The organism is Mucilaginibacter sp. P2_D11 (assembly GCF_056404435.1).
In genome coordinates this window covers 251,184-274,977 of sequence record NZ_JBFUEA010000009.1, presented here as the reverse complement: position 1 = coordinate 274,977, position 23,794 = coordinate 251,184, and the positions used below count along the sequence as shown (strand labels likewise).

The 23,794-nt window shown below is 45.8% G+C and carries 13 protein-coding genes; 11 read left to right on the top strand and 2 right to left on the bottom strand.

Annotation, left to right across the window (positions count from 1 at the left end):
• Positions 1-145: 145 nt before the first annotated feature.
• The 8 genes from AC1DXC_RS16300 to AC1DXC_RS16265 all read left to right on the top strand — a co-directional run bounded on the left by AC1DXC_RS16300 (position 146) and on the right by AC1DXC_RS16265 (position 13,581).
• Entirely contained in the window at positions 146-1,075 is a 930-nt protein-coding gene (locus tag AC1DXC_RS16300) for an alpha/beta hydrolase (RefSeq protein ID WP_477460222.1), read from the top strand.
• Between the two features lie 62 nt (positions 1,076-1,137).
• On the top strand, positions 1,138-2,250 hold the full coding sequence (locus AC1DXC_RS16295; RefSeq protein WP_477460221.1) for an alpha/beta hydrolase-fold protein: 1,113 nt from the start codon (positions 1,138-1,140) through the stop codon (positions 2,248-2,250).
• 58 nt (positions 2,251-2,308) lie between these two features.
• Positions 2,309-3,649: a family 43 glycosylhydrolase gene (locus AC1DXC_RS16290; RefSeq protein ID WP_477460220.1), complete on the top strand. Its 1,341-nt coding sequence runs from the start codon at positions 2,309-2,311 to the stop codon at positions 3,647-3,649.
• Positions 3,650-4,015: 366 nt separating this feature from the next.
• Positions 4,016-8,209 carry a hybrid sensor histidine kinase/response regulator transcription factor gene (locus tag AC1DXC_RS16285; protein WP_477460219.1) on the top strand — a complete coding sequence of 1,398 codons (4,194 nt, stop codon included), beginning with the start codon at positions 4,016-4,018 and terminating at the stop codon, positions 8,207-8,209.
• A 323-nt stretch (positions 8,210-8,532) separates the two neighbouring features.
• The gene (locus AC1DXC_RS16280) at positions 8,533-10,497 is read left to right on the top strand and encodes a family 43 glycosylhydrolase (protein WP_477460218.1); all 1,965 of its coding nucleotides are present in this window, start codon (positions 8,533-8,535) and stop codon (positions 10,495-10,497) included.
• A 10-nt stretch (positions 10,498-10,507) separates the two neighbouring features.
• The gene (locus AC1DXC_RS16275) at positions 10,508-11,779 is read left to right on the top strand and encodes a family 8 glycosyl hydrolase (RefSeq protein ID WP_477460217.1); all 1,272 of its coding nucleotides are present in this window, start codon (positions 10,508-10,510) and stop codon (positions 11,777-11,779) included.
• A 30-nt stretch (positions 11,780-11,809) separates the two neighbouring features.
• Positions 11,810-12,706, top strand: a complete 897-nt coding sequence (locus AC1DXC_RS16270) for an alpha/beta hydrolase (RefSeq protein WP_477460216.1) — start codon at positions 11,810-11,812, stop codon at positions 12,704-12,706.
• 11 nt (positions 12,707-12,717) lie between these two features.
• Positions 12,718-13,581: a sialate O-acetylesterase gene (locus AC1DXC_RS16265; protein WP_477460215.1), complete on the top strand. Its 864-nt coding sequence runs from the start codon at positions 12,718-12,720 to the stop codon at positions 13,579-13,581.
• Between the two features lie 41 nt (positions 13,582-13,622).
• Here AC1DXC_RS16265 and AC1DXC_RS16260 read toward each other — a convergent pair whose 3' ends face one another.
• On the bottom strand, positions 13,623-13,919 hold the full coding sequence (locus tag AC1DXC_RS16260; RefSeq protein ID WP_477460214.1) for a helix-turn-helix transcriptional regulator: 297 nt from the start codon (positions 13,917-13,919) through the stop codon (positions 13,623-13,625).
• Positions 13,889-14,395, bottom strand: a complete 507-nt coding sequence (locus AC1DXC_RS16255) for a response regulator (RefSeq protein WP_477460213.1) — start codon at positions 14,393-14,395, stop codon at positions 13,889-13,891. The genes AC1DXC_RS16260 and AC1DXC_RS16255 overlap by 31 nt, the downstream gene beginning before the upstream one ends.
• A 685-nt stretch (positions 14,396-15,080) precedes the next feature.
• On the opposite strand from AC1DXC_RS16255, the gene AC1DXC_RS16250 reads away from it, so the two are divergent.
• From AC1DXC_RS16250 to AC1DXC_RS16240, 3 genes are all read left to right on the top strand, one after another.
• Entirely contained in the window at positions 15,081-18,188 is a 3,108-nt protein-coding gene (locus AC1DXC_RS16250) for a SusC/RagA family TonB-linked outer membrane protein (protein ID WP_477460212.1), read from the top strand.
• Positions 18,189-18,216: 28 nt separating this feature from the next.
• Positions 18,217-19,776 (top strand): RagB/SusD family nutrient uptake outer membrane protein, encoded by a 1,560-nt coding sequence (locus AC1DXC_RS16245; protein WP_477460211.1) that lies wholly within the window; start codon positions 18,217-18,219, stop codon positions 19,774-19,776.
• Between the two features lie 67 nt (positions 19,777-19,843).
• Entirely contained in the window at positions 19,844-23,404 is a 3,561-nt protein-coding gene (locus tag AC1DXC_RS16240) for a VCBS repeat-containing protein (RefSeq protein WP_477460210.1), read from the top strand.
• Positions 23,405-23,794: the final 390 nt, after the last annotated feature.

The window sequence follows — 23,794 nt, the reverse complement described above, 5'->3', positions numbered from 1 at the left end:
TCAGAAAGCTTATGCATTGTGGATTTTAGCGCTGTAAACCAATTACTAATAAACAAGGCGGGCCATTGCCCGTCGGGAGGCGAACCGGCTAAGCAGGCGTTAAAAGCTACAGCTAAAAGGGTTGCCGGGGTATGAAGGAGTCATCATGTATTTTACAAAATCAGATCATTTGAAAGGCTTGCTGTTGGCAAAATTGATTTGCCTGCTCATTGCCATGGCCCCAATTAAGGTTGTAGCCCAAACTTTAATGGCTATTTACCCCGATACCATCCCCAACACCAGGAATGGGCAGTTGGTATTGCCGCAGAAATTAAACCCCGGCCTTATTTACAGTGTGCCAAAACCCGAAATTGAAATGTTCTCGCCGGCAGAAGGGAAATCCAACGGATCTGCTGTTATTATTTGCCCAGGGGGCAGCTATAAAGTATTGGTTTACCAGGGGGAAGGTGTTAGGGCCGCCCGGGCGTTTGCCGAAAACGGTACCACGGCATTCGTACTCAAATACCGGCTGCCCGACGATTCCATTATGGTGGATAAAACTATCGGCCCTTTGCAGGATGCCCAGCAGGCCATGAAATTTGTACGCCAGCGGGCGAAAACATGGGGAATTGATGCCAATCGTATTGGTATAATGGGCTTTTCTGCAGGCGGGCATTTAGCAGCCACGCTGGCAACGCATTTTCATCATGCGCTAATAAAAAATCCGGAAAGTATCAGTCTCCGGCCAGATTTTCTGATACTCGTTTACCCGGTAATAAGCATGCAGGATAGCCTCACGCACCAGGATAGCAGGCGTAATTTGCTTGGCAACGCGCCATCTAAGGCAATCATTGATGCCTTTTCGAACGAATTGCAAGTTACAGATGACACGCCACCAACTTATATCACACATGCAGGAGACGATAATTTGGTAAGCGTAGATAATAGCATCGTTTTCTACCAGAAACTCAGGCAACATAAGGTCCCCGCAGAGTTGCACCTGTTCCCTAAAGGAGGGCACGGGTTTGTACTGGGCCAACCCATCGAAAGCTGGACAGCTCCCATTTTTAAATGGATGCAGACATTAAATAAATAACACAAATACCTATTTCACGCATACAATTATATCAACTACATCAACACCATAAACCCACAATCATGAAGATATTCTATTTCGTTTGCTTACTGGTTTTGGCCGGCTATACGGCCTGCGCGCAGAACGGCACACCCGCAAGCACAAATATCAGGCAGGCAAAGTACCCCTTGATATTGCCCGATCATCGGGTGGTATTCCGTGTAAAGGCACCGGATGCGAAGCGGTTGCAAGTGGATCTGGGTAGAAAGTACGATATGCAGAAAGACAGCAGCGGTTTTTGGACAGCAACCACCGACTCGATAGGTGAAGGCTTTCATTATTATTCTTTGCTGATTGATGGCGTGGCCGTTGCCGATCCGGCGAGTGAATCTTTTTATGGCATGGGCCGCATGGCCAGCGGTATCGAAATTCCATTTGCACAGGGAGGCTACTATGAAGACAGAGACGTGCCGCATGGCGATATGCATATCCGCAAATACTATTCGGTAACGGCAAAGGCCTGGCGACAGGTTTATATTTATACGCCGCCCGGCTACGATGCAAATACAAAGGAAAAGTTCCCCGTACTTTATATTTTGCATGGGGGCGGAGAGGATGAACGCGGCTGGGCAAACCAGGGTAAGACAGATGTGATACTGGATAATTTGATAGCCGATAAGCGTGCAAAACCCATGTTGGTGGTAATGCCCGATGCCAACTTCAGCGTTTCCGGGTTCTCAGAAGATTACCTGCTTACGGTTGAACAGGAGATAAAAGGATCGATTATCCCGTTTATCGAAAAAAATTACCGTACAAAAACTGACCCTGGGAGCAGGGCACTTGCAGGCCTTTCTATGGGCGGCCTGAACACCTTATACACCGGCATCAAAAATAATGACATGTTCGCTTACCTGGGCGTATTCAGTTCGGGCTGGATATTACCCATGCAAAATGATATTGCCGGCGCGCAGTACGACTTCATGAAGAAAAATCAGCCAACGATTAATAAGAATCTGAAAGCTTTTTGGATAGCTATGGGCGGCAAGCAGGATATCGCTTACAACAATTGCCAGTTAATGCTTGCCAAATTTAAAGAACTCAACATAAACTACACCTATTATGAATATCCAGGCGGGCATACCTGGCCGGTATGGCGCAACAACCTGTATCATTTTGCACCCTTATTGTTTCAATAGGGGGTACCGGAGCAACAATCAGGGTATATTTAATTTTAGGATCAATAAAATATAAGTGATGAAGTTTTATACAAAAAGGTGGACGCTGCTGAGTTTCTTAACTGTTTTGATCAGTTACGCTGCTGCGCAAAACCCGTTGATTAGAAATCAGTACAGTGCCGATCCAACAGCAAGGGTGTTTGAAGGGAAAGTATATATATACCCATCGCACGATATTTTGGCCACACCCGGCCACGGCCGCCTGGCTTGGTTTTGCATGGAAGATTATCATGTGTTTTCGTCATCGAACCTTGTCGATTGGACCGATCATGGTAAAATTCTTTCCCAGAAGACAGTGCCCTGGGCAGATTCGACAGCCTATAGCATGTGGGCACCGGATTGCATATTCAGGAACGGGAAATATTACTTTTATTTTCCGGCCCCGCCGGCGGCAAAAGCAAACAGCAGGGGTTTTAAAATAGGCGTAGCTACGTCAAACACGCCTTATGGTCCGTTTACGCCATTGCCTGATCCCATAGCGGGTGTGAACGGCATCGACCCGAATGTTTTTATCGATAAAAGCGGTCAGGCCTACTTGTATTGGGCTCAGGGTAATATATACATGGCTAAACTGAAAGAAAACATGGTTGAGCTGGACTCTGCCCCGCAAATAATAGCCAATCTGCCGGATAAGGGGCTTAAAGAAGGGCCCTTCCTGTTCGAACGCAAGGGTATTTATTACCTTACCTATCCGCATGTGGAGAATAAAACGGAACGACTGGAGTACGCAACCGGCGATAGCCCCATGGGCCCGTTCAAATTCACCGGCGTAATTATGGATGAGTCGGCCTCCGGGTGTTGGACAAACCATCAATCTATCGTTCCGTTTAAAAATCAATGGTACCTGTTTTACCACGATAACCAGTTGTCGCCCAATTTCGATAAGGCCAGGGCCATCAGGGCCGACAGCCTGTTTTTTAACGAAGACGGAACCATCCGTAAAGTGATCCCTACGCTGCGGGGCATTGGGGTTTCCTCTGCAAACCAAAAGATAGAAATAGACAGGTATTCTGACATGAGCAGCACCGGGGCCGCCGTTGATTTTATTGATACGGTAAAACGGTTCAATGGCTGGAAAACGGTTTTAAGCCAAAAAGGTGCCTGGGTTCGTTATAATGCGGTTGATTTTGATAAAAAACCGAAGAATGTATCCATCATGGCCAGGTCAGCCGCAGGCAGCGCAATAGAAATACGCCTGGATAAACTGGAAGGAAAACCGGTTGCACGTGTAAATATTACGAACAGCAACCAATGGAACACAATGAAAGCTACCTTGTTGAAAGCTATAGCCGGCAAACACGATTTATTTGTTGTGCTTACCGGTGTCAATTCAGCTGAAATTGACTGGGTGAAATTTTGAATGCGGAAAAAGTTATTATGCAGGCTTTTATCTGCACTTTTTTGTGCGCCGGCCAAAAGCATAATAGCCGAATCCGGCAGTGCCAAATGTAAGCCCTGTATGGTCAGGCACATTTTATAGGCTTGCTGTAAGTGGCATGAATTACACACCGGTTAGAACTGTTTTTTGCTGGTTCGGCTTACGGAGATTTATTTATATTTTTTATAAAATTATTGTAATTTCAACAATTATAAACCACTCGTTTTCCTAATTGATGTTTTGGTAACAGCTTCATCAAAAGCTTTTTTGTGTTACGCTTAAACGGCATCTTGCACATGCACTTTGATGTTGCTGCTTATACATAGGCCTGATAAATTTGAGAGAGAAATGCATTATTTTCAGCTGTTTTCGAGCCGGAAGGCCAACCCGTTGCTGCTATTTCAGCTATGTGTTGTAGTGATTATTGTATTTGCCTGTGCAGGGAGTACCCTTGCTCAGGATATAAAATTTACGGCAATAACATCGCGCGATGGGCTATCATCAAACACAGTAAACGCAATACTAAAAGATGATGACGGGTACATGTGGTTTGCGACACCCGAAGGCGTAGACAGATATAACGGCAAAGACATAAAGGTTTATGGTTTTCATAACGGAGGCCAGGCAAGTGTGCAGGCAAACGAAGCTGCCTCTATGTATAAAGATCGGCTGGGTAGGATCTGGGTTGGTACCGTAGGCGGCGGACTTTATTTTTATGACAAACCGAACGATCGGTTTGCCTCCTACCCGGGACTGGGCAGGCAAGGCGGCGTTACCAATCCAAATCAATACATCAGGACAATTTGCGGGGACTATAACGGGAAGTTATGGCTTGGCAAAATTGATGGTATCACTATATTGGATACTGCTGCAAAAACAACCCGCAGGTTTTTCCCCGCAGAACGACACGGCGGCCAGCAGGCGCCGGAGAATATAATGTGTTTGTTTGAAGACCGTCAGCGCAGAATGTGGATAGGAACGTCAACCGGGCTTCACTTGTTTAACCCCGCTACCGGAAGTTTCAAAACTTTTATACACGACAAAAACAATGTAAACAGTATCGGATCGGATAGGGTAAATACCGTTACACAATCTGCCGACGGCAGGATTTGGGTGGGCACGTTTAAGGGCGTAACCTGCTTCTCAGCAGACCTAAAGGCGTGTAAGAGTTTTAACTACAGCCCTTCTGACAACAGGACTTTAAGCGGCAACCTGATATATAGTATTGCCGCGGCAAATGCAAACCAATTATGGATTGGTACAGAAGGCGGGCTGGACATTATGGATATGCGCACGGGTATGGTGCAACGCTTTAAGCACGATGACCGCGAGGTGTTCAGCATAAACAGCAAATCTATCCGCTGCCTATACCTGGACCCTTGTGGTATTTACTGGCTGGGCACCTATGAGGGGGGCGTGAACAAATACGACAGGAGCCTTACCTTATTCGATCTGAAACAAAATAATGGCTACGATGCCAAAAGCTTAAGCAACCCGGTGGTAACATCGCTTGTTGAAGGCAAACAAGACAAGATTTACGTGGGAACAGATGGCGGCGGGCTTAACGTTTTTGATACAAAAACACGATTGTTCAGCCATGTGGATATCAGGCCGAAAGAAAAAATAAACTCGGCAGGCCTGCCAATTTTATGTATGGCGCTCGATGGTAAAGAGCAGCTTTGGCTCGGTACTTTCCAAAACGGTCTGTTTGTTTATAACACCAATAACGGCAGCTACAAGCAACTGAAGGCCGGTAGCGGAGCCAGCGATATCAGCAGTAACGAAATATTTTGTTTGAAATACGATAGCAAAGGCCAAATGTGGGTGGGTACTAACGGCAACGGTTTGAACAAGTACGATCCCGCGACCGGAACCTTTAGCAAATACGAGGGCACTTTCGGGTCCTTAGATCAAAAAAGCCTTCCTTTAAATGGGTATATCAGGGCAATTGAAGAAGACAGGGAGGGAAACCTTTGGATCGGCTCGGTTGGAACCGGAATTGCGATACTCAACCCGAAAACGCAAAAATTCAAATCACTCAGCTTTGCCAATACAGGTATGGCAATTGATAGGGTTTTTAGTTTATTGGAAGATCACCTTGGCAATATGTGGATAGGTACCAGCGGCGATGGCTTGTTTTGCTACAACATAGCTACCGGTAAATTAAAGTCCTATTCCACTGCTAATGGCCTCGCAAGCGGCGTTATCCATAAAATTTTAGAAGATAGCCATGGCAATATCTGGGTAAGCACCAATAAAGGGATATCAAATTTTAACGCAGGCCTAAAGCAAATCACCAATTACTCAAAATATAACGGGTTGCAGAATGCGGCATTTTCCGACGGGGCAGGTTTAAAACATTCAAATGGCTCGTTGTTTTTTGGTGGCGGTGGCGGCCTTAATTATATCGACCCCGCAAAAGACGTTAAATTCAATAGAAATCCGCCGCCCGTTTTTTTAACGGGCCTGCAGGCTGATAATAAAGTCGTAACGCCGGGTAAGGATGCTCCTATAGCGTCCGATATTTCCGTTGCCAACAAGCTCACGCTACGTTACAAGCAAGATTTCTCTTTAAGTTACAATGCCGTTAATTTTACCATACCCGAGCAAAATAGTTATGCTTACAAACTGGTAGGCTTTAATACCGATTGGAACTACGTTGGGCCGTCTACCACCGCCTACTTTACAAACCTGAATCCGGGGGAGTACACCTTTATGGTGAAAGCCGCTAATAATAATGGCATTTGGAGCAAAGGAGTGGCCAGCATACACGTTAGCATACTGGCCCCGGTATGGATGACCTGGTACGCTTACATAACCTATTTTTTAGTTGTCCTTGGCTCGTTGTTGTTCATAAGGCATTTAGGCATTAAAAAGGTAAAAATGAAATTGGCCGTTGAGCAGGAAAGGAAAATGGCAGAGGAGATGCACCGGGTTGATATGATGAAAGTAAAATTCGTAACCAATCTGAGCCACGAATTCAGGACCCCCATTTCGCTTATTCTCGCACCAACCGATAAATTGCTGGCCCATCATAATGATCGCCAAACCACCAAACAGCTTGCGGTTATTAAGCGGAATAGCCACAGGTTGCTCAACCTGGTGGATGAGATGCTGGATCTCAGGAAAATAGAAGAACATGAAATGAAACTGAATCTTGCCGATGGAGAGATATCGTCCTTTATCAAAGAGGTGGTAGATTCGTTTTATGACCTTTCCGAATCAAAAGACATACAGTTGCATTACGAGGGACTACAACATCCTTTGTTTGTAAAATTCGATGCCGATAAAATTGAACGCATACTGCTTAATTTGCTTTCAAACGCCTTTAAGTTTACCCCTGCGGGAGGGAAAGTAAGGGTAGAAATATTGGAAATATCCCGAGAAGTTGCGAAATCCACAGCCTCGCTGGCTATAAAGGTAACTGACAATGGTATCGGTATCGAAAAAGAGAATTTAACTAAGATATTCAACCGTTTTTTCCAGGGGGAGAATCTGTCGGGAAGCTTAAATCAAGGAAGCGGTATAGGGCTTTCTATCGCTAAGGAATTCGCTGAAATGCACGGCGGCAGGATATTGGTAGATAGTAAACCGGGTAATGGCACTGTTTTTACAGTAATGATTGATTTGAAATTGTTTGATCATCAGCTTGCTGCGCCTGAGCCAGTCGCCACAGCGGAAGAATTGGCAATGGCTAACGGGCAAAACGACGAAACAATTGAAGAAACTAAAGCCAATGCCACCTCTAAACTGCGGGTACTTATTATAGAAGATAATGCAGAATTGCGAAGCTATATTAAAGATAATTTAAAAAGGAGCTTTAAGGTAGACGAAGCTGCAGACGGCAAAGAAGGGTGGGAGAAGGTGCTTTCGTTCCATCCCGATCTGGTTGTAAGTGATATAAGCATGCCCCACATGGACGGCATTACCTTGACCGGTAAAATCAAGGCGGATAAGCGCACCTGCCAAATCCCCGTTATTTTGCTAACTGCCCTTACCGGCGACAGGCAGCAGCTATTGGGGCTGGAAACGGGCGCAAACGATTACCTTACCAAGCCGTTTAATTTCGAGATATTGAATCTGAAGATCAAAAACCTACTGTCTCAAAATAGCATATTAAAAAATACGTATAGCAAGCAACTTAAGGTTACGCCGGAGAGCGTGGAAGTAGAATCGAGTGGCGAAAAATTCCTGAGTAATGCAATCAACTACATCGAAAAAAATCTTACCAACCCCAAGTTCTCTATAGTGGATCTGAGCGAACACCTCGGCATGAGCAGAGGAGCGCTTTACAATAAGATATTTGCGCTCACCGGGCAGCCGCCTGTGGAATTCATCAGGTCGTACAAACTCGATCGGGCTGCTTTTTTACTACTAAAGAGCGACATGACCGTATCGCAAATTGCATATGAAGCGGGTTTTGGTACGCCTCACTATTTTTCAAAGTCGTTTAAAAACAAGTTCGATGTACTTCCTTCAGAATACCGTAAAATGGTATTTAAAGAAGACACTTTATCCGATGCTTCAACCGTGCGCGTTTAGTCATTTAATCAAGCTATTTGGAATACAGCAGGTGGATATTTCCATATTTTAATGTCGATTATACATTTCTTGCAGTAACATGTTAAAAAGTGTTATTTAAACCTTCCCTGTATAAATACTTTTGAAGCGGTCAAGGTCATCTTAACCGGCTTACGAAGCTAATTTATAACCGTTCAGCTATTTGTAATTTTCTCGGTTTTGCTTTTGCACTATGCAGTATTTCTGATAATGCAGTAATAGATTGAAAGAATATTCGGCGTTCAGGCTGTGCTGTTTTGCGCAATTTTTTATTGGCCCTAACTGTTAATATTAAACTTTTGGATATGAGGTATTTGTACTCGGTTTGTTTCTGCATGATTTTGCAAATAATTGGCATCCCTGCATTGCTGGCGCAACATAACGCTGCTATAGATTCTTCATCTTTTTATTCGACGGTTAAAACCTATGTCAATCCTGTTTTGCCGGGAGACCATCCTGATCCTACGTTACTTAAGGTGGGCAACGATTTTTATTATTGCGGCTCAACATTTCACTTTAACCCGTACCTGCCTATTTATCACTCTACCGATTTGGTGCACTGGGAAGTGATTGCGCGCGTTTTACCGGCAGCAAAGGCTGGCTGGGTTAACGATAGGCCGTCTGGCGGGATATGGCAGGGGGCTATTACGTACTTCTATGGCTCTTATTGGATTTATTTCTCCGCTGGCGGGCAATGGTTCTGTAAAGCCGATTCGCCGGCAGGCCCCTGGTCGGCTCCGGTTCAGGTAAAGTCTAACCCAACAACGGGCAACCTTGGTTATGATAATTCAATTTTTGTAGACGATGACGGTAAGCCTTATATGCTGATAAAGGACGGGCAGAAGGTAAACCGCATACAAGCCCTCGGCAAAGACGGCCAGTTAGCCGATACCGTAATTAATATGGACTGGGTGAACGCCAAGCTACAATATAGCTGGGCAGAAGGCCCTGTAATGAGCAAACGTAATGGCTATTATTACTACTTTCCCGCCGGCGACGTATCGGGCGGCCAGTATGTACTGCGGGGCACGGCGTTAACGGCAGATTCTACCAGGTGGGAACGGCTGGGTGAGTTTTTTAAGCCCGTTACCGATCCGAAGGCAGGCTTCCGTCGGCCCAACCACATCGCGGCACCATTTCAACTTGCCGATGGCTCCTGGTGGACGATAGGGCAAAGTTACGAGAAATACCAGGGAGATGATTGGTCGGGCATGGGCCGCCAAACATCGCTGTTCCCGGTGCTATGGGAAGGCGACCGCCCTTGGGGCATGGCACCCACAACGCAACCTATTGTAAACCCGCAGTTGCCAAAATCACGCATTCCATGGCGAAGTGTTAAGACAGATTATTTCAACAAGGACACACTGGGGCCCTGGTGGCATTTTTTAACAAAAAAAGCATCCGGCAGGTATTCTTTAACCGCGAGAAAAGGTTGGGTAAGGCTTACGCCGGATACCGTGCGCACGCATTTGGTGCAAAAGGAAACCGACCATTTTTATACTGCGGTAACAAAAGTTTCGTTGAATGCGCTCGAGCCGAACAGCAAGGCCGGGCTATATCTCACCAATGGCAATCAAAAAGTTATCGCGAGGCTATACTCCGGATACGCAAATGGTAAAAAAATCGTATTCAGCTTAGACACAGCAACACGTTCCGTTGCCAATTTGATTGGGGATGTAGTGTGGTTAAAACTGCAGCGCGAACAGCATCTGCTAACAGCCTTTTACAGTGCCGACGGCAAAAAGTGGACTAAGCTGGGCCAGTCCCTGAGTGCTGAGGGCCTTGATAAGGTGCAGCCCAATTATAATTCGTGGGTAGGTACCAGTGTAGGCTTGTTTGCCGAAGGAAAGCCAGCCGATTTCGACTTCTTTATTTGTAAAGACGGATTGTCTGCACTGCCTACCGTGGGATATAGCAATTATTTCGGCGTATCAATAGTAGGCGCCTCTGGGGGTGAGGCCGTAACAAATACATCCGCCCGTGGGGGATGGTTCATGATTTCGGGCGTAGAACTGGGCGAAGTATCTCCATCGGCAATTGCATTAACAGTCAATTCAGCGACGAAAGGCTACCTGGAAGTTTGGCTGGATGATTTGCAAAGCGGCACACTGCTTGGCAAATTGCCCTTTACACCCACGGCGCCGGGTAAGTGGAGCGTACTCACCAAAGCCATAAGAAAGGTTGTCGGCCAACATGATTTGTTCATAAAATTCCCGGCCGGAACGCCCAAGGTAACATTTGTTAAAAGTATCCGGTTCCTAACTAAATAGAAGCTATAACATGAAGAAAGTAATTGTTTTATTGTTACTCATTGGGCTGATGCCTGCATCTGTTTTCGCTCAAAACAAAAAACAGATAAATAAGAAAAAAAATGCTACGGTTAAAAAGAGCGTTTATGTAAACCTTTTCCGCAAGGCGGGCTACAGCCAGGCAGATATCGATAAGAAAGTTGCCAAGGCTTATTACGACGTATTTGAAGGCCCTAACCGCGTTTTTTTTACAGTGGGCGATACGCTTGGTTATGTGAGCGATATTAAAAACCACGATGCCCGCACAGAAGGCCTTTCCTACGGAATGATGATTGCCGTGCAGTTGAATAAGAAGGATGTGTTCGACCGGATATGGCGATGGTCTAAAAAATACCTACAACACCAGGATGGGCCAAGGGAGGCATACTTTGCCTGGAGTATAAACACCGGTACCATGAAGCGTAATTCGGAAGGCTCAGCGTCCGACGGCGAGTTGTACTACATAACCAGCCTTTTATTCGCATCGAACAAATGGGGGAATAATACAGGTATCGATTATTACAAAGAGGCGCGCCGAATATTAGATGCCATGTGGAAAAAAAACGGCACGGGTAATATTTATAATTTAATTAATACTGAACATAAACAGATCACCTTTGTTCCGGAGGGCCGAAACTACAACTGGACCGACCCATCATACCATCTCCCGGCTTTCTATGAAGCATGGGCATTGTACGCAAAAGACGGGCATGAGCAATTTTACAGGGATTGTGCCGATACTTCCCGCGTTTTCTTCCACCGGGCCTGCGATTCGGTAACCGCGCTGAATTCTGACTATACCGAATTTAGCGGCAAACCCCATCCAACACCCTGGATGCCGCCCGGTTTTAGGTACGACTCCTGGCGGGTTCCAATGAACATCACGATGGATTATGTATGGTTCGGTAAAGACAAAGCCTGGCAACAGCAGTATGCCGTACGTCTTCAAAACTTCCTGCGTTCAAAAGGCATCGATTCTTTTGAGGACCAATTCAACCTCGATGGTTCTCGCCCGGCGTTTATTTTAAAAGCCGGTAGCGTTGAAAAGCTGAGGCACTCCCTCGGCCTAGTAGCTACTTCTGCTTCTGCTTCGATAATGAACAAGGATAGCAAGAGCCTCGATTTTGTGCGTGCTTTGTGGAATGCTAAGCTCGAACCTTACGAAGATGGGTACTTCGACCCTTATTATGATGGCCTGTTATATCTCTTTAGCCTGATGCACCTGAGCGGAAAATACCAGCTGATAACCCCACAACATAACTAAATTCATCCACCACAAGAATTATAAACCAAAATGAAGAAGTCATTACCAATTAAGCAGTTGCTTTGCACCATAGCAGCATTGCTGTTTACTACTTGCGTGTTTGCGCAAGATATTGCCCACCAGGCACAGGCAGGTTTCGATGTTGCGCAGGCAGATATCCCTCACGGGAAAATCGACACCATCGCCTATGATTCAAAAACGGTTGGCAGCACCCGTAAAGCCTTGGTTTATACGCCGCCAGGCTTCTCAAAGAAAATAAAATACCCGGTACTGTACCTGTTACACGGCATTGGCGGCGACGAAAAAGAATGGCTCAACGGCGGTACCCCGCAAGTTATCCTGGATAACCTGTACAAAGAGGGCAAGCTAACGCCTATGATAGTGGTGTTGCCAAACGGCCGGGCAATGAAAGACGACCGTGCGACCGGCAATATAATGGCCCCCGATAAGGTAGCCGCATTTGCGGCATTTGAGCAAGACCTGCTTACAGACCTGATACCTTTTATCGAAAGCAAATACCCGGTATTAAAAGACAGGGAACACCGCGCCATTGCGGGCCTATCCATGGGTGGAGGGCAATCGCTGAATTTTGGTTTAGGCAACCTGGATAAATTTGCCTGGGTGGGTGCTTTCTCGGCTGCGCCGAACACAAAGAAACCCGAAGATTTGGTGCCAAACCCGGAAGTTGCAAAAAAGCAACTCAAACTGCTTTGGATATCCTGCGGCGCAAGCGATGGATTGCTTGCATTCAGCAAGCGCACGCACGATTACCTGATTGAAAAGGGCGTTCCGCATGTTTATTACATAGAGCCTGGTGTGCACGATTTTAAGGTTTGGAAAAATGGCTTGTATATGTTTTCACAGTCAATTTTTAAACCCGTTGATGTAGCCAACTTCGCTAAGTACGTTTACCCGGACAATAAATAAACATGCCTTAGATGAAAGTTCAACTTCGATTTATCGTCACCGGCATATTCCTATTTATCGCATCGGAGAGTTTTTCTCAGGATAAGAACTTTTATATCTTTTTGTGCTTTGGGCAATCTAATATGGAAGGTAATGCGAGGATTGAACCACAGGACACCATTGTTGACCAGCGTTTCCAGGTATTTGAAACCGTAGACTGCCCCAACTTAGGGCGAACAAAAGGCAATTGGTACCCTGCAGCGCCGCCCCTTGCGCGCTGCAATACCGGCCTTACGCCTGCCGATTATTTCGGCAGGACTTTGGTTGCTAATTTGCCGCCCAAAATAAGAATTGGTATTATCAATGTTTCTGTGGCAGGTTGCCGGATAGAATTATTCGAAAAAGACAGTTACCAGACTTATGTAGCCAAAGCGCCGCCCTGGATGCTGAACATGATTAATGAATACGGTGGCAACCCGTATGCACATTTAGTGGAAATGGCTAAGCTGGCGCAGAAATATGGAGTGATAAAAGGCGTTTTGCTTCACCAGGGCGAGTCGAACCCGAACGATACGCTTTGGACGCAAAAAGTTAAGGGGATATATACCAATTTGCTGCACGATCTGCATTTGAAGAGTAAGCGGGTACCCTTGCTGGCAGGCGAATTGGTTAATGCCGATCAGGGCGGCAAATGTGCGGGTATGAATGTTTTTATTGCCGCACTACCTGCTTTGGTGCCACATTCGTATGTGATTTCTTCAAGTGGCTGCCCTGCAAATCCGGATAAGCTGCATTTCACTGCGGAAGGATACCGAATTATTGGCCGGCGTTACGGGGAACAGATGCTTTCTCTTTTAGGCTATAAGGCTGTTTATAAGCAAGCTGCAGGCTTTTAGGATGCATAAGCAGACAAATCGCAGATATCCGGATTTGATGTTCATGATTTCTGATGTGCATGCCGGTATTCGGAAGGCAGGAGCCCGAACTTATCTTTAAAGATCTTCGAAAAATAATGAGGAGTGGCGAATCCTGTTTCGCGCGCTACCTGCGCCAGAGCCGTGCTGGTATTGGCGAGCTGATCTGCGGCCTTATCCAGCTTAAATGATGTGATCAATTCTATCGGAGTTTTTCCTGTAAGTTCAAGTAATCTGTTATAAAGCGATATGCGGCTGGTGCCGAGGTGGGCGCTCAAGCTGGCGACATTTAGATTGCCGCCGGTGATATTCTCCTCCATAAACGTATTACCCCGGTCATAAATAGCTCATGACTTGCTTTAACATCAACCGCGGCAGGGATTACCGTAAAACGGTTGCCATAGCTTTGTTCTAGCAGATGATGAACGGCCAGCAGATTTTTTATCTTAACACGCAATATATCGAAATTGAGCGGCTTGGTAAGGTAGTCGTTAGCGCCGGAACTGAGGCCCCTTAACTGGTCATCGTGGCTGCTGAGCGCGGTTAATAAAATAACGGGCAGGTGCCTTGTGCGTTTATCAGTCTTTATTTTCTCGCTTAATTTTATGCCGTCTATCAGCGGAAGCTTAACATCGATGATGATCAAATCCGGACGGAAGGAAAGCACTTTTTCCCAGCCTTCCTGCCCGTCGGCTGCCTCAATTACTTCATAAGTATCCTGCAAACAATCCACAAGGTAATCGCGCCATTCTTCGTGGTCTTCAACAACTAACAAACGATGGCGTTTTTCCTGCATTTATCGACAAGTTATAGCGGCGTGTGTGCTTTAGCGAAGCGGGAATCCCGGCGCACCATCCCAAAACTTAAGCTAAATGACAACGTTACGAAAATTGCCGGTATCTGGAAACGGAGCATTGGGTTTCAGTGTGTTCCGACAGCCATATCACGTTCATTTTGCTCAAAAATTAAACAAACGTTGTTTAAATGTGGCAAAAAATTGCACCCGTTTTTTTTAACGTGGTGTAATTTTACTGTTACTCTAACGAGGTTCAACAGCACCGCGAAGGGCACTTAACCAATTACTAAACAAATATTAACAAAACGTAAAGCCGGACTTGCTGCCGCCTTTTTTTGGCGATAAAAATGCAATCGATTGCATTTTATTTTGTCCTTCAAATCGACACCAGGCGCGGGTAGGTAAACTGTAGTTATTTGGCTTTGCAAGCTTAAGCTACTATCACCTTATTACTATCGAAACAATAAACCAATCTCAACCAATTAACCATAAACAACACCTAGAAAAATGAAAAAAAGGACTGACTAGAATTAATGAAATGATCGGGGGAGATCATTCGCGGAAACGGAAGTGCATGAATAAGCACAACCAACATTCTCCACTAAATCCAATTTTAAATTTTAACCAAATTATGAAAAGAAAATTTTTACTTAATCACTGCATACGAGCAACGTTATTAATAACATTGTTTGGTATTGTTACACTACAGGGTGCTTTTGCTTCGGCATCAGCAGCTAACTTCAAAAATACACTGGCCGATGGGGTGGTAAACCCCTACGGCGCGGTTACCATCACAGGTAAGGTTACCGATGAAGCCGGGGCTGGCGTACCGGGTGCTACCGTAATGGTAAAAGGCACATCCATTGCGGCCGCTGCCGACTTTAACGGAAACTATAAAATAACAGTTCCCGACGGAAACGGCACCCTGGTTTTTAGTTTCCTCGGGTATGTGTCAGCGGAGGTTGCAATAAACGGGCAAACCGTAATTAACGTTCAGTTAAAAGCCGATACCAAATCGCTTAACGAAGTGGTAGTGGTTGGTTACGGAACGCAGAAACGTGCGGCCGTAACAGGTGCCATATCTTCTGTAAGTGGAAAAACCCTTGCACAACTTCCGGTGGCAGGTATCGATCAGGCTTTGCAAGGCAGGGTGGCTGGCCTTACGGTTACCAATAATGGCTCGCCGGGTAGTGCGCCAATTGTGTCTATCCGCGGTAACAGCTCAATCAGTTTCGGCTCAGACCCGCTCTATATCGTCGACGGATTTCCCGGTAGTATTGGCGGTATCGACCCTAAAGACATCCAGTCGCTCGAAGTATTGAAGGATGCCAGTGCTGCAGCAATTTATGGTTCGAGAGCTACCAACGGTGTAGTTATTGTGACTACTAAGAAGGGTATCAGCGGAAAGGTGCAAATAGATTTTGATTCGTATGTAGGCGTGCAAAGCATAACCAAACGATTCGATCTGTTAAATACAGACCAATACCTGCAGTATGAGCGGGCACTGAATGCCCCATCGGCAGTACCGCCAAGACTGGAACCGGCGAATTTCAATCAGCCGATTTATGCAGGTGCCTCTCAAACGTTTGCTCAAACTAATACCGATTGGCAAGACGCGTATTTTAGGAACAACCAATTGCTGCAGCAACATTCTGTTGCCATAAGCGGTGGTAATGACAACTCTCATTTTTACACATCTGCCGGTTATTTTGCGCAAAAAGGTATTGCACAGGGATTGGATTTTAACCGGAAAAACTTCCGGATGAACTCCGACCATAAAATCCGCTCGTTTTTAACCTTCGGAGAAACATTCAACGCTTCGGTTACGCATCAGCGCTTTGATATACCAGCCGGAAACCGTACCGCGTTAACCAATGTAATCAGGATGTTGCCATATATCCCGGTTTATAACCCAAATAACGCAGGTGGTTTCCAGGGGCCGTTGAATAGTTTCGACGGTTCTGACCCTACCAACCCGGTTGAGGCGGCACTGATCAACCAAAACTATAACAACGGCTTCAACATCCGTGGTAATGCGTTCATGACCTTGAAATTCACCGATTGGTTGAAATTTACTTCTACATACGGCCTGGATTACGGTACAAACCTTAACGAACAGTACACCCCGATATATAACGACGGCGGAACACTGAGTTCTCCAACCGCTACAATTAATAAAAACCGGGGAGCGGGCACAACAACGCTTTATTCGCAGCAACTTGCTTTCGATAAAACTTTCGATAAGCATCACGTATCAGGCGTTGCTGTATATGAAAGCCAGGGTACAAATAACACCAACCAGTCTTCCAGCGGCAACCAGTCAACCAATGCAGTTAAATCATTGAATGGTGCCACCAACCTGTTTACAAACTACACCACCGATAAAACCTTGCTCGTTTCGATGGTTGGCAGGCTTGCTTACGATTTTGACAGTAAGTACTTCATTTCCGGTTCGATACGCCGTGATGGTTTATCTGTTTGGGCTCCCGGCCACAAGTACCAAAATTTCCCTGCTGTTTCTGCCGGCTGGAAAGTAGACAGGGAAAGCTTCCTTAAAGATGTTACCGCTATAACAGAATTAAAGTTACGTGGTGGTTATGGCGTTACCGGCGTAAACGGTACCGCGTTAGGCCCATACCCGTACTTGCAGCCGGTATCAAGCAACCAGGCAACATATCCTTTCGGCGGATCGCTCTCTGATCTTGGTAACGCTTCTTTCTACAACGGCTTAACCAATCTTTCGCTCGCCTGGGAAACTACCAAGCAAACAAACATCGGTGTAGACCTGGGGCTTTTTAATAACAAGCTAACAGTATCTGCTGAGTTATACAAAAGGAAAATGGACCGCTTGATCATAAACGTACCAACACCATTAAGCTTTGGTTTTGGTGGTGCAGGAACAGTTGCAAACGTGGCATCCTTAGAAAATAAAGGTTTTGAGCTTACCGTTGGGTATCATCAAAATCAAGGGGACTTTAAATGGGATGTTACCGGTTTATTTAGTTTGGTAAGGAATAAGGTGCTTGAGCTTAACAGCCCGAATGCATCTATTACTGCCGGCGGCGATGCGGATTTTGGTGGCGGTGGCCCTATTACCAATACTATCGCTGGTCAGTCTATTCAATCATTCTATGGCTATGTGGTAGAAGGTATCTTCCAAAACGCTGGCGAAGTAACCGCGCATGCCACGCAACCCGGCGCCAAACCCGGCGATATCAAATTTAAAGATATCAATGGCGACCATATCATAAACGATGGCGACCGTACTTTTATCGGCAGCTACCTCCCTAAATTCACCTACTCTTTAAACTATTCGGCCAGTTACAAAAACTTCGATCTGAGTATCTTTTTCCAGGGCGTACAGGGGAATAAAATATTCAACGCCGAAAGGATTATCCTTGAAGGTATGCCACGTTTGTTCAACTCCGGCGTAAATGTTTTGAACGCGTGGACACCAACAAATACAAATACCGATATCCCGAGAGCCGCCAAGGGCGATCCGAATGGCAACGTAAGGCCATCTACCCGCTGGCTTGAAGATGGGTCTTACCTACGCTTAAAGAATGCCATAATCGGTTACAACGTACCATCAAGCTGGCTTAAATCAAAAACAAACAACAGCTTAAGCAGATTGAGGTTGTACGTGTCATCGCAGAACCTGTTGACCTTTACCAAATATTCGGGCCTTGACCCGGAAGTGGGATCTAAAAACGGAACGCTGACTAACGGGATAGATTATGGGCAATACCCACAGCCAAGATCATTCCAGTTCGGTATTCAGGCAACTTTTTAATCAGTATTCACTAATAATTTTATAAATTATGAAAAATAAAAAATTTTATATCTGGTCTGCATCTACCATACTTTTGGTGATGGCTACCACTTACTCCTGCAAGAAAAGCGACCTCGATACGAGTAACGTTAACGCGGTAACTACCGATCAATACTATAAAAACGCGGGCGAACTTACTAAAGGCGTAAACGCGGTGTATAAAGCTGCGCAGGGCCTTAACCTGGTATCCAGGGAGTGGTTCTTTATACATGATCTTCGCAGCGATGAGGTATCATCGGGTGGAAGCCAGTTGGAGGTGCCAAGAGCACAAATGTTGGCCGGCACTTTCGACCCTACAAACAGCGTATTGAATTCTGTTTGGAACGGCTGGTTCCAGGTTATTTTCAGGGCGAATATTGTTTTAGATAACGCCCCGGGTGTATCAGACGATTTGGCAATAAGAGACAGGAGAGTAGGCGAAGCAAAATTCCTGCGCGCATGGGCTTATTTCGACCTGGTTAGCCAATGGGGTGGCGTACCTATCTATACCACTACCGTTAAAAGCCCAACCGGCTTTGTGCCGAGGTCTTCTGAGGCGGATGTGTACGCATTAATCATCAAAGACTTGCAGGATGCTGCAGCCGTGTTGCCGGGCAAATCGGGTACAGACAAAGGCAGGGCTACTAATGCTGCCGCCAATGCTTTACTAGGCCGTGTGCTGATGCAAAATGGCGACTACGCCGGCGCGAAAGCTGCGCTGCTAAAAATACCTACTGCAGGTGCCGATGGTTATACTTTAACCAGTCGTTTCCTGGATAACTTCGAAGAAGAAACAGAGTTCAACTCAGAATCGATATTTGAAATGGTGTATGTAGACAAGGGCGACAACGGCTTTAACTGGGGCGGCGATAGCCCTACCGAAGCACAATCGACTGTAAGGAACCAGGAATACAACCCAATTGCCTGGAGGAATTTAATCCCGTCGGATAGGCTTTTGAATGAATTTGAAAACACTGCTACCGGTGCTGCTAAAACAGATCCGAGGTATAAGTTTTCGTTTTATGAAACCGGCGATTCATACAATAACGGTGCATCTGTGTTAACCGCAGCAGATCAAAATAACAATACGTCTGTAGTGAATGGTGTAACCAAAAAAGTAGGGTTCCGCAAATTTATGATTATTTATAAAGAAGGTTTGCCTGCTGCATCGTTCCACCCGGGTGGCAATAATCAGCGCATCTTACGTTATGCCGAAGTATTGATAAACCTTGCTGAGTGCGAAAACGAACTGGGTAACACCGCTGCTGCCATAGCCTACCTAAACCAGATAAGGGCCAGGCCAAGCGTTGCAATGCCGCTTTATCCAACCGTACAGTTCCCTGTTACTTCTAAGGCAGAGGTAACAAAAGCCATCATGCACGAAAAAATGGTTGAAATGGCCGATGAGCAGGTTAGGAACGTTGATATAGTAAGATGGAGGAAAAAAGGTTATTTCACTACCGATCCATTATCGTATTTCAAAGCAAACAGAGATGAGTTATTGCCAATCCCTACTGCAGAATTGGATAATAATCCGGAGATAAACGGGCATCAGAACCCGGGGTATTAATTGGTTTTATTAAATTACAGCCGGGGGCCAAAACGGCCTCCGGCTTTTTTGTTATCAGCGCATTTTTATGAAAAAAATCTACTTCTGCCTCCTTTGCTGTTATGTGTTTGTTGGCTGCAAAAAAAAACCGGCGATGTTCAGTCAGGTTTCCTCTTCACAGTCGGGCATCCATTTCAATAATCTGATAACCGAGAATGATTCTATCAACCCGATAGATAACGCCTATATTTATAACGGAGGTGGAGTTGGGGTAGGCGATTTTAACAACGACGGATTGCCCGATCTGTATTTCACAGGGAACATGGTTTCCAATAAACTTTATCTCAACAAAGGAGATTTTGAGTTCGAGGATGTTACCAGTCCGGCAGGGGTTACCGGGGCCGGCCGTTGGGGCAGGGGAGTTGCGGTGATTGATATCAATAACGATGGGCTGGCAGATATCTATGTTTGCAATTCGCTATCCGGCGATCCGCAAAAACGGCAAAACCTGCTGTATATAAACAAGGGGCTTAACAAAGCCGGCATCCCTGTTTTTAAGGACGAAGCGAAAGCGTATGGCCTGGATATGCAGTTGCATTCGACCATGGCCAGTTTTTTTGATTACGATAACGATGGCGATCTGGACATGTACCTAACCGTGAACAGGCCCGAACCCTCAGAATACCCCAATAGTTTCAGGCCGGTAAGCCGCGATGGCACAGGCAGGAGTATGGGTCATTTATATAGGAACGATTGGGACGCGACACTTAAGCATGCCGTGTACACCGATGTTTCTCAGTCGGCAGGCATAAGCATAGAGGGCTATGGACACGGCGCTACTATTGCCGACATTAATCTGGATGGATGGAAAGATATTTACGTAACCAACGATTTCCTCTCGAGCAATATCCTTTACATCAATAATCATGATGGCACCTTTACAGATAGATCGAAGGAGTACTTTAAGCATACCTCCTTTAACGCGATGGGGCAGGATATACAGGACATCAATAACGATGGCTTAGCAGACGTATTTGAACTGGATATGAACCCGGCGGATAACTACCGCAAAAAGATGATGATGATGCCCAACAGTTATCAAACCATCCAGAATTTTAATCATTATGGCTACCAATTGCAATACGCCCGCAATACGCTGCAACTAAACCAGGGCCCCAGGATTGCTGAGCAGGATTCTGTTGGTGCCCCTGCGTTCAGCGAGATTGGCTTTATGAGCGGTGTTGCCCAAACAGATTGGAGCTGGACACCTTTGATTGCCGATTTCGACAACGATGGCTACAAAGATATTATCGTAACGAATGGCTATCCCAGGGATGTAACGGATCACGACTTTATGGTGTACCGGTCTCAGCCTTATCTCAGCGCTTCCAAGCAAGAAATCCTCAAACAGATACCCGAGGTTAAAATCCATAATTATGCTTTCAAAAACGGCAAGGGCTTGCGATTTTCAGATGAAAGCAGCAATTGGGGACTTACCGCGCCTTCGTTTTCAAATGGTGCGATCTATTGCGATTTAAATAACGACGGGAAGCTGGATTTGATTACCAACAATATCAATGATGAGGCCTTTATATATCAGAACACAGCCTCGAATGAACCTCCGGCTAACTTTTTAAACGTTAAGTTTAAGGGAGATGAGCACAACCTGAATGGCATTGGCTCCATAGTGCGCATTTACTACGGTAAAGGGGCCACGCAGGTATATGAGAATAACCCATACCGGGGGTATTTATCCAGCATGCAGCCTATGGCGCAATTTGGGCTGGGCAGCACCGGCTTAATCGATTCTGCCGTAGTGTTATGGCCAAGCGGCGCTAAGCAAACCATAACAAAAATTAAAACAAACCAAACGTTAACGGTAAGCATTAAAGATGCGCAAGGTGCCTTGACCCCTGCCGGGCAACCAAAAGCAGTAAAGCCGATATTTACCAATATAACCAGTGCAAGCGGTATAAGCTATGTGCAAAAAGATTCAGACAAGGTTGATTTCAACATCCAAAAGCTTTTGCCGCATAAACTATCCGGCTACAGCCCGGCCTTAGCGGCCGGTGACCTAAACGGCGATGGGACCGACGACATTGTTATCGGCGGTAATTCTGCCGAACCTGCACAAATTCTGCTTCAGCAAAAAAACGGAAAATTCATTCAAAGGCCATTATCGGTCAATACACCGAACGGCGGGTTCTATCAGGATGGCGGCGTGCTTTTATTTGATGCCAACGGAGATAACGCGCCGGATATTTATATTGCCCGTGGCGGATATACCGCAAAGCCAAATTCGGGCAATTATCAGGATAAGTTCTATATCAACAATGGCAAAGGCGAATTTACGTTGCAACAGGATGCATTGCCTGTGAATTTTACCAGCAAGCTTTGCGTAAGGGCTTTTGATTATAACCACGATGGCAAACCGGACCTTTTTGTATCGGGCCGTGTGGAACCCTGGCGATATCCTAAACCCGTCAGCAGCGTTATCCTGAGGAATGACAGTGGGAACGGAAAAGTGAAATTCACAGATGTTACCGCAGAAGTTGCCCCGGTATTGAAAGACATTGGTTTGGTTTGCGACGCGCTGTTTACAGATTTTGATGGCGATGGCAATACCGACCTTTTGCTGGCAGGCGAGTGGATGCCGCTTACCTTTATGAAATATAGCAGCGGTAAGTTTATAAACGCCACCTCAACAACTGGCGTATCGGGCATCCCCGGCTGGTGGAATTCCATCGTGGCCGGCGATTTCAGGCATACCGGGCGGATGGATTACATTGTAGGCAATAGCGGCCTCAACAGCCTTTACCAGGCCAGCAACGAGCAACCGGTTTACATCACCGCTAAAGATTTTGATAAACGCGACAGGTTTGATGCCTTCACGTCTCTTTACCTCCCCGGGAAGGATGGCGTTATGCGCGAGTACCCGGCAAACGTTCGCGATGATGCATTTAAGCAAATGATCAGCCTCAGGACCAAATTTACCGATTATCACAGCTATGCCGACGCAACATTGCAAGGCCTGTTTACCGATGAGCAGTTGAAGGGCGCTTTACGGCTTAAAGCAACAGAACTGCGGTCATGCTATTTCAGGAACGACGGCCATGGAAAGTTTACGGTAATCCCATTGCCCGAAGAAGCACAGGTATCGGTATTGAATGGTATGGTTGCCGATGATTTGGATGGAGACGGGAATATCGATTTGGTACTTAACGGAAATGATTTTTCAACAGATGTATCTATCGGGCAATCGGATGCCCTGAACGGATTATTCCTGAAAGGCGACGGTAAAGGCGGTTTTCGTGCGCTAAGCATATTACAAAGCGGCATTTACCTTCCGGGAGATGGTAAGGCGCTTGTAAAACTTCGCGGTAACAACGATAGCTATTTACTGGCGGCAAGTGAACATACCGGGCCCTTAAGGCTGTTTAAATTAAACAAGAAAAATAGGCTTATAAATGTTTTGCCGCAGGATAAAAGCGCCGTGATAACAGATAAGAACGGGCGCATCACCCGCCAGGAGTTTTACCATGGAAATTCCTTCCTGTCACAATCTGCGAGGTTTATTTCGGTAGATAGCGCCGTAAGGGAAATTGCCATAACCGATGATAAAGGAAATGTTAGGAAGATGATTTTTTAGGCAATGGTAACCGGCGACCCCGTTTTTTTTAGGCATGCTAACGCCTGCAAATTTAGGCTTACACGCTCTCGGGAGCCCATGGAAGACTCGAAACCCACTTAGACTACTTCAAATAAGCTTAAGACTTTCAATTGCGCTATCAAATGGTTTGAATTCTGCCCGGCCTCAGGGGCAAAGCCCTGCACGTCTGCAGGGCTTTTTATTTTGAAGAACCTCGACCGGAGATTTAATTGCAATAATTAATTGTATAAAGAACAATTAATTATTGCACCTGTTTCCGACTTGTAATCGTTTTGTTACACGCGTTGTAATCACGTCCTGAATCTTTCGTTTTTAGCGCTTAAATCGTTTCGGGTTTGTTCTGCAATGTATTCGGCATAGCTGAACACA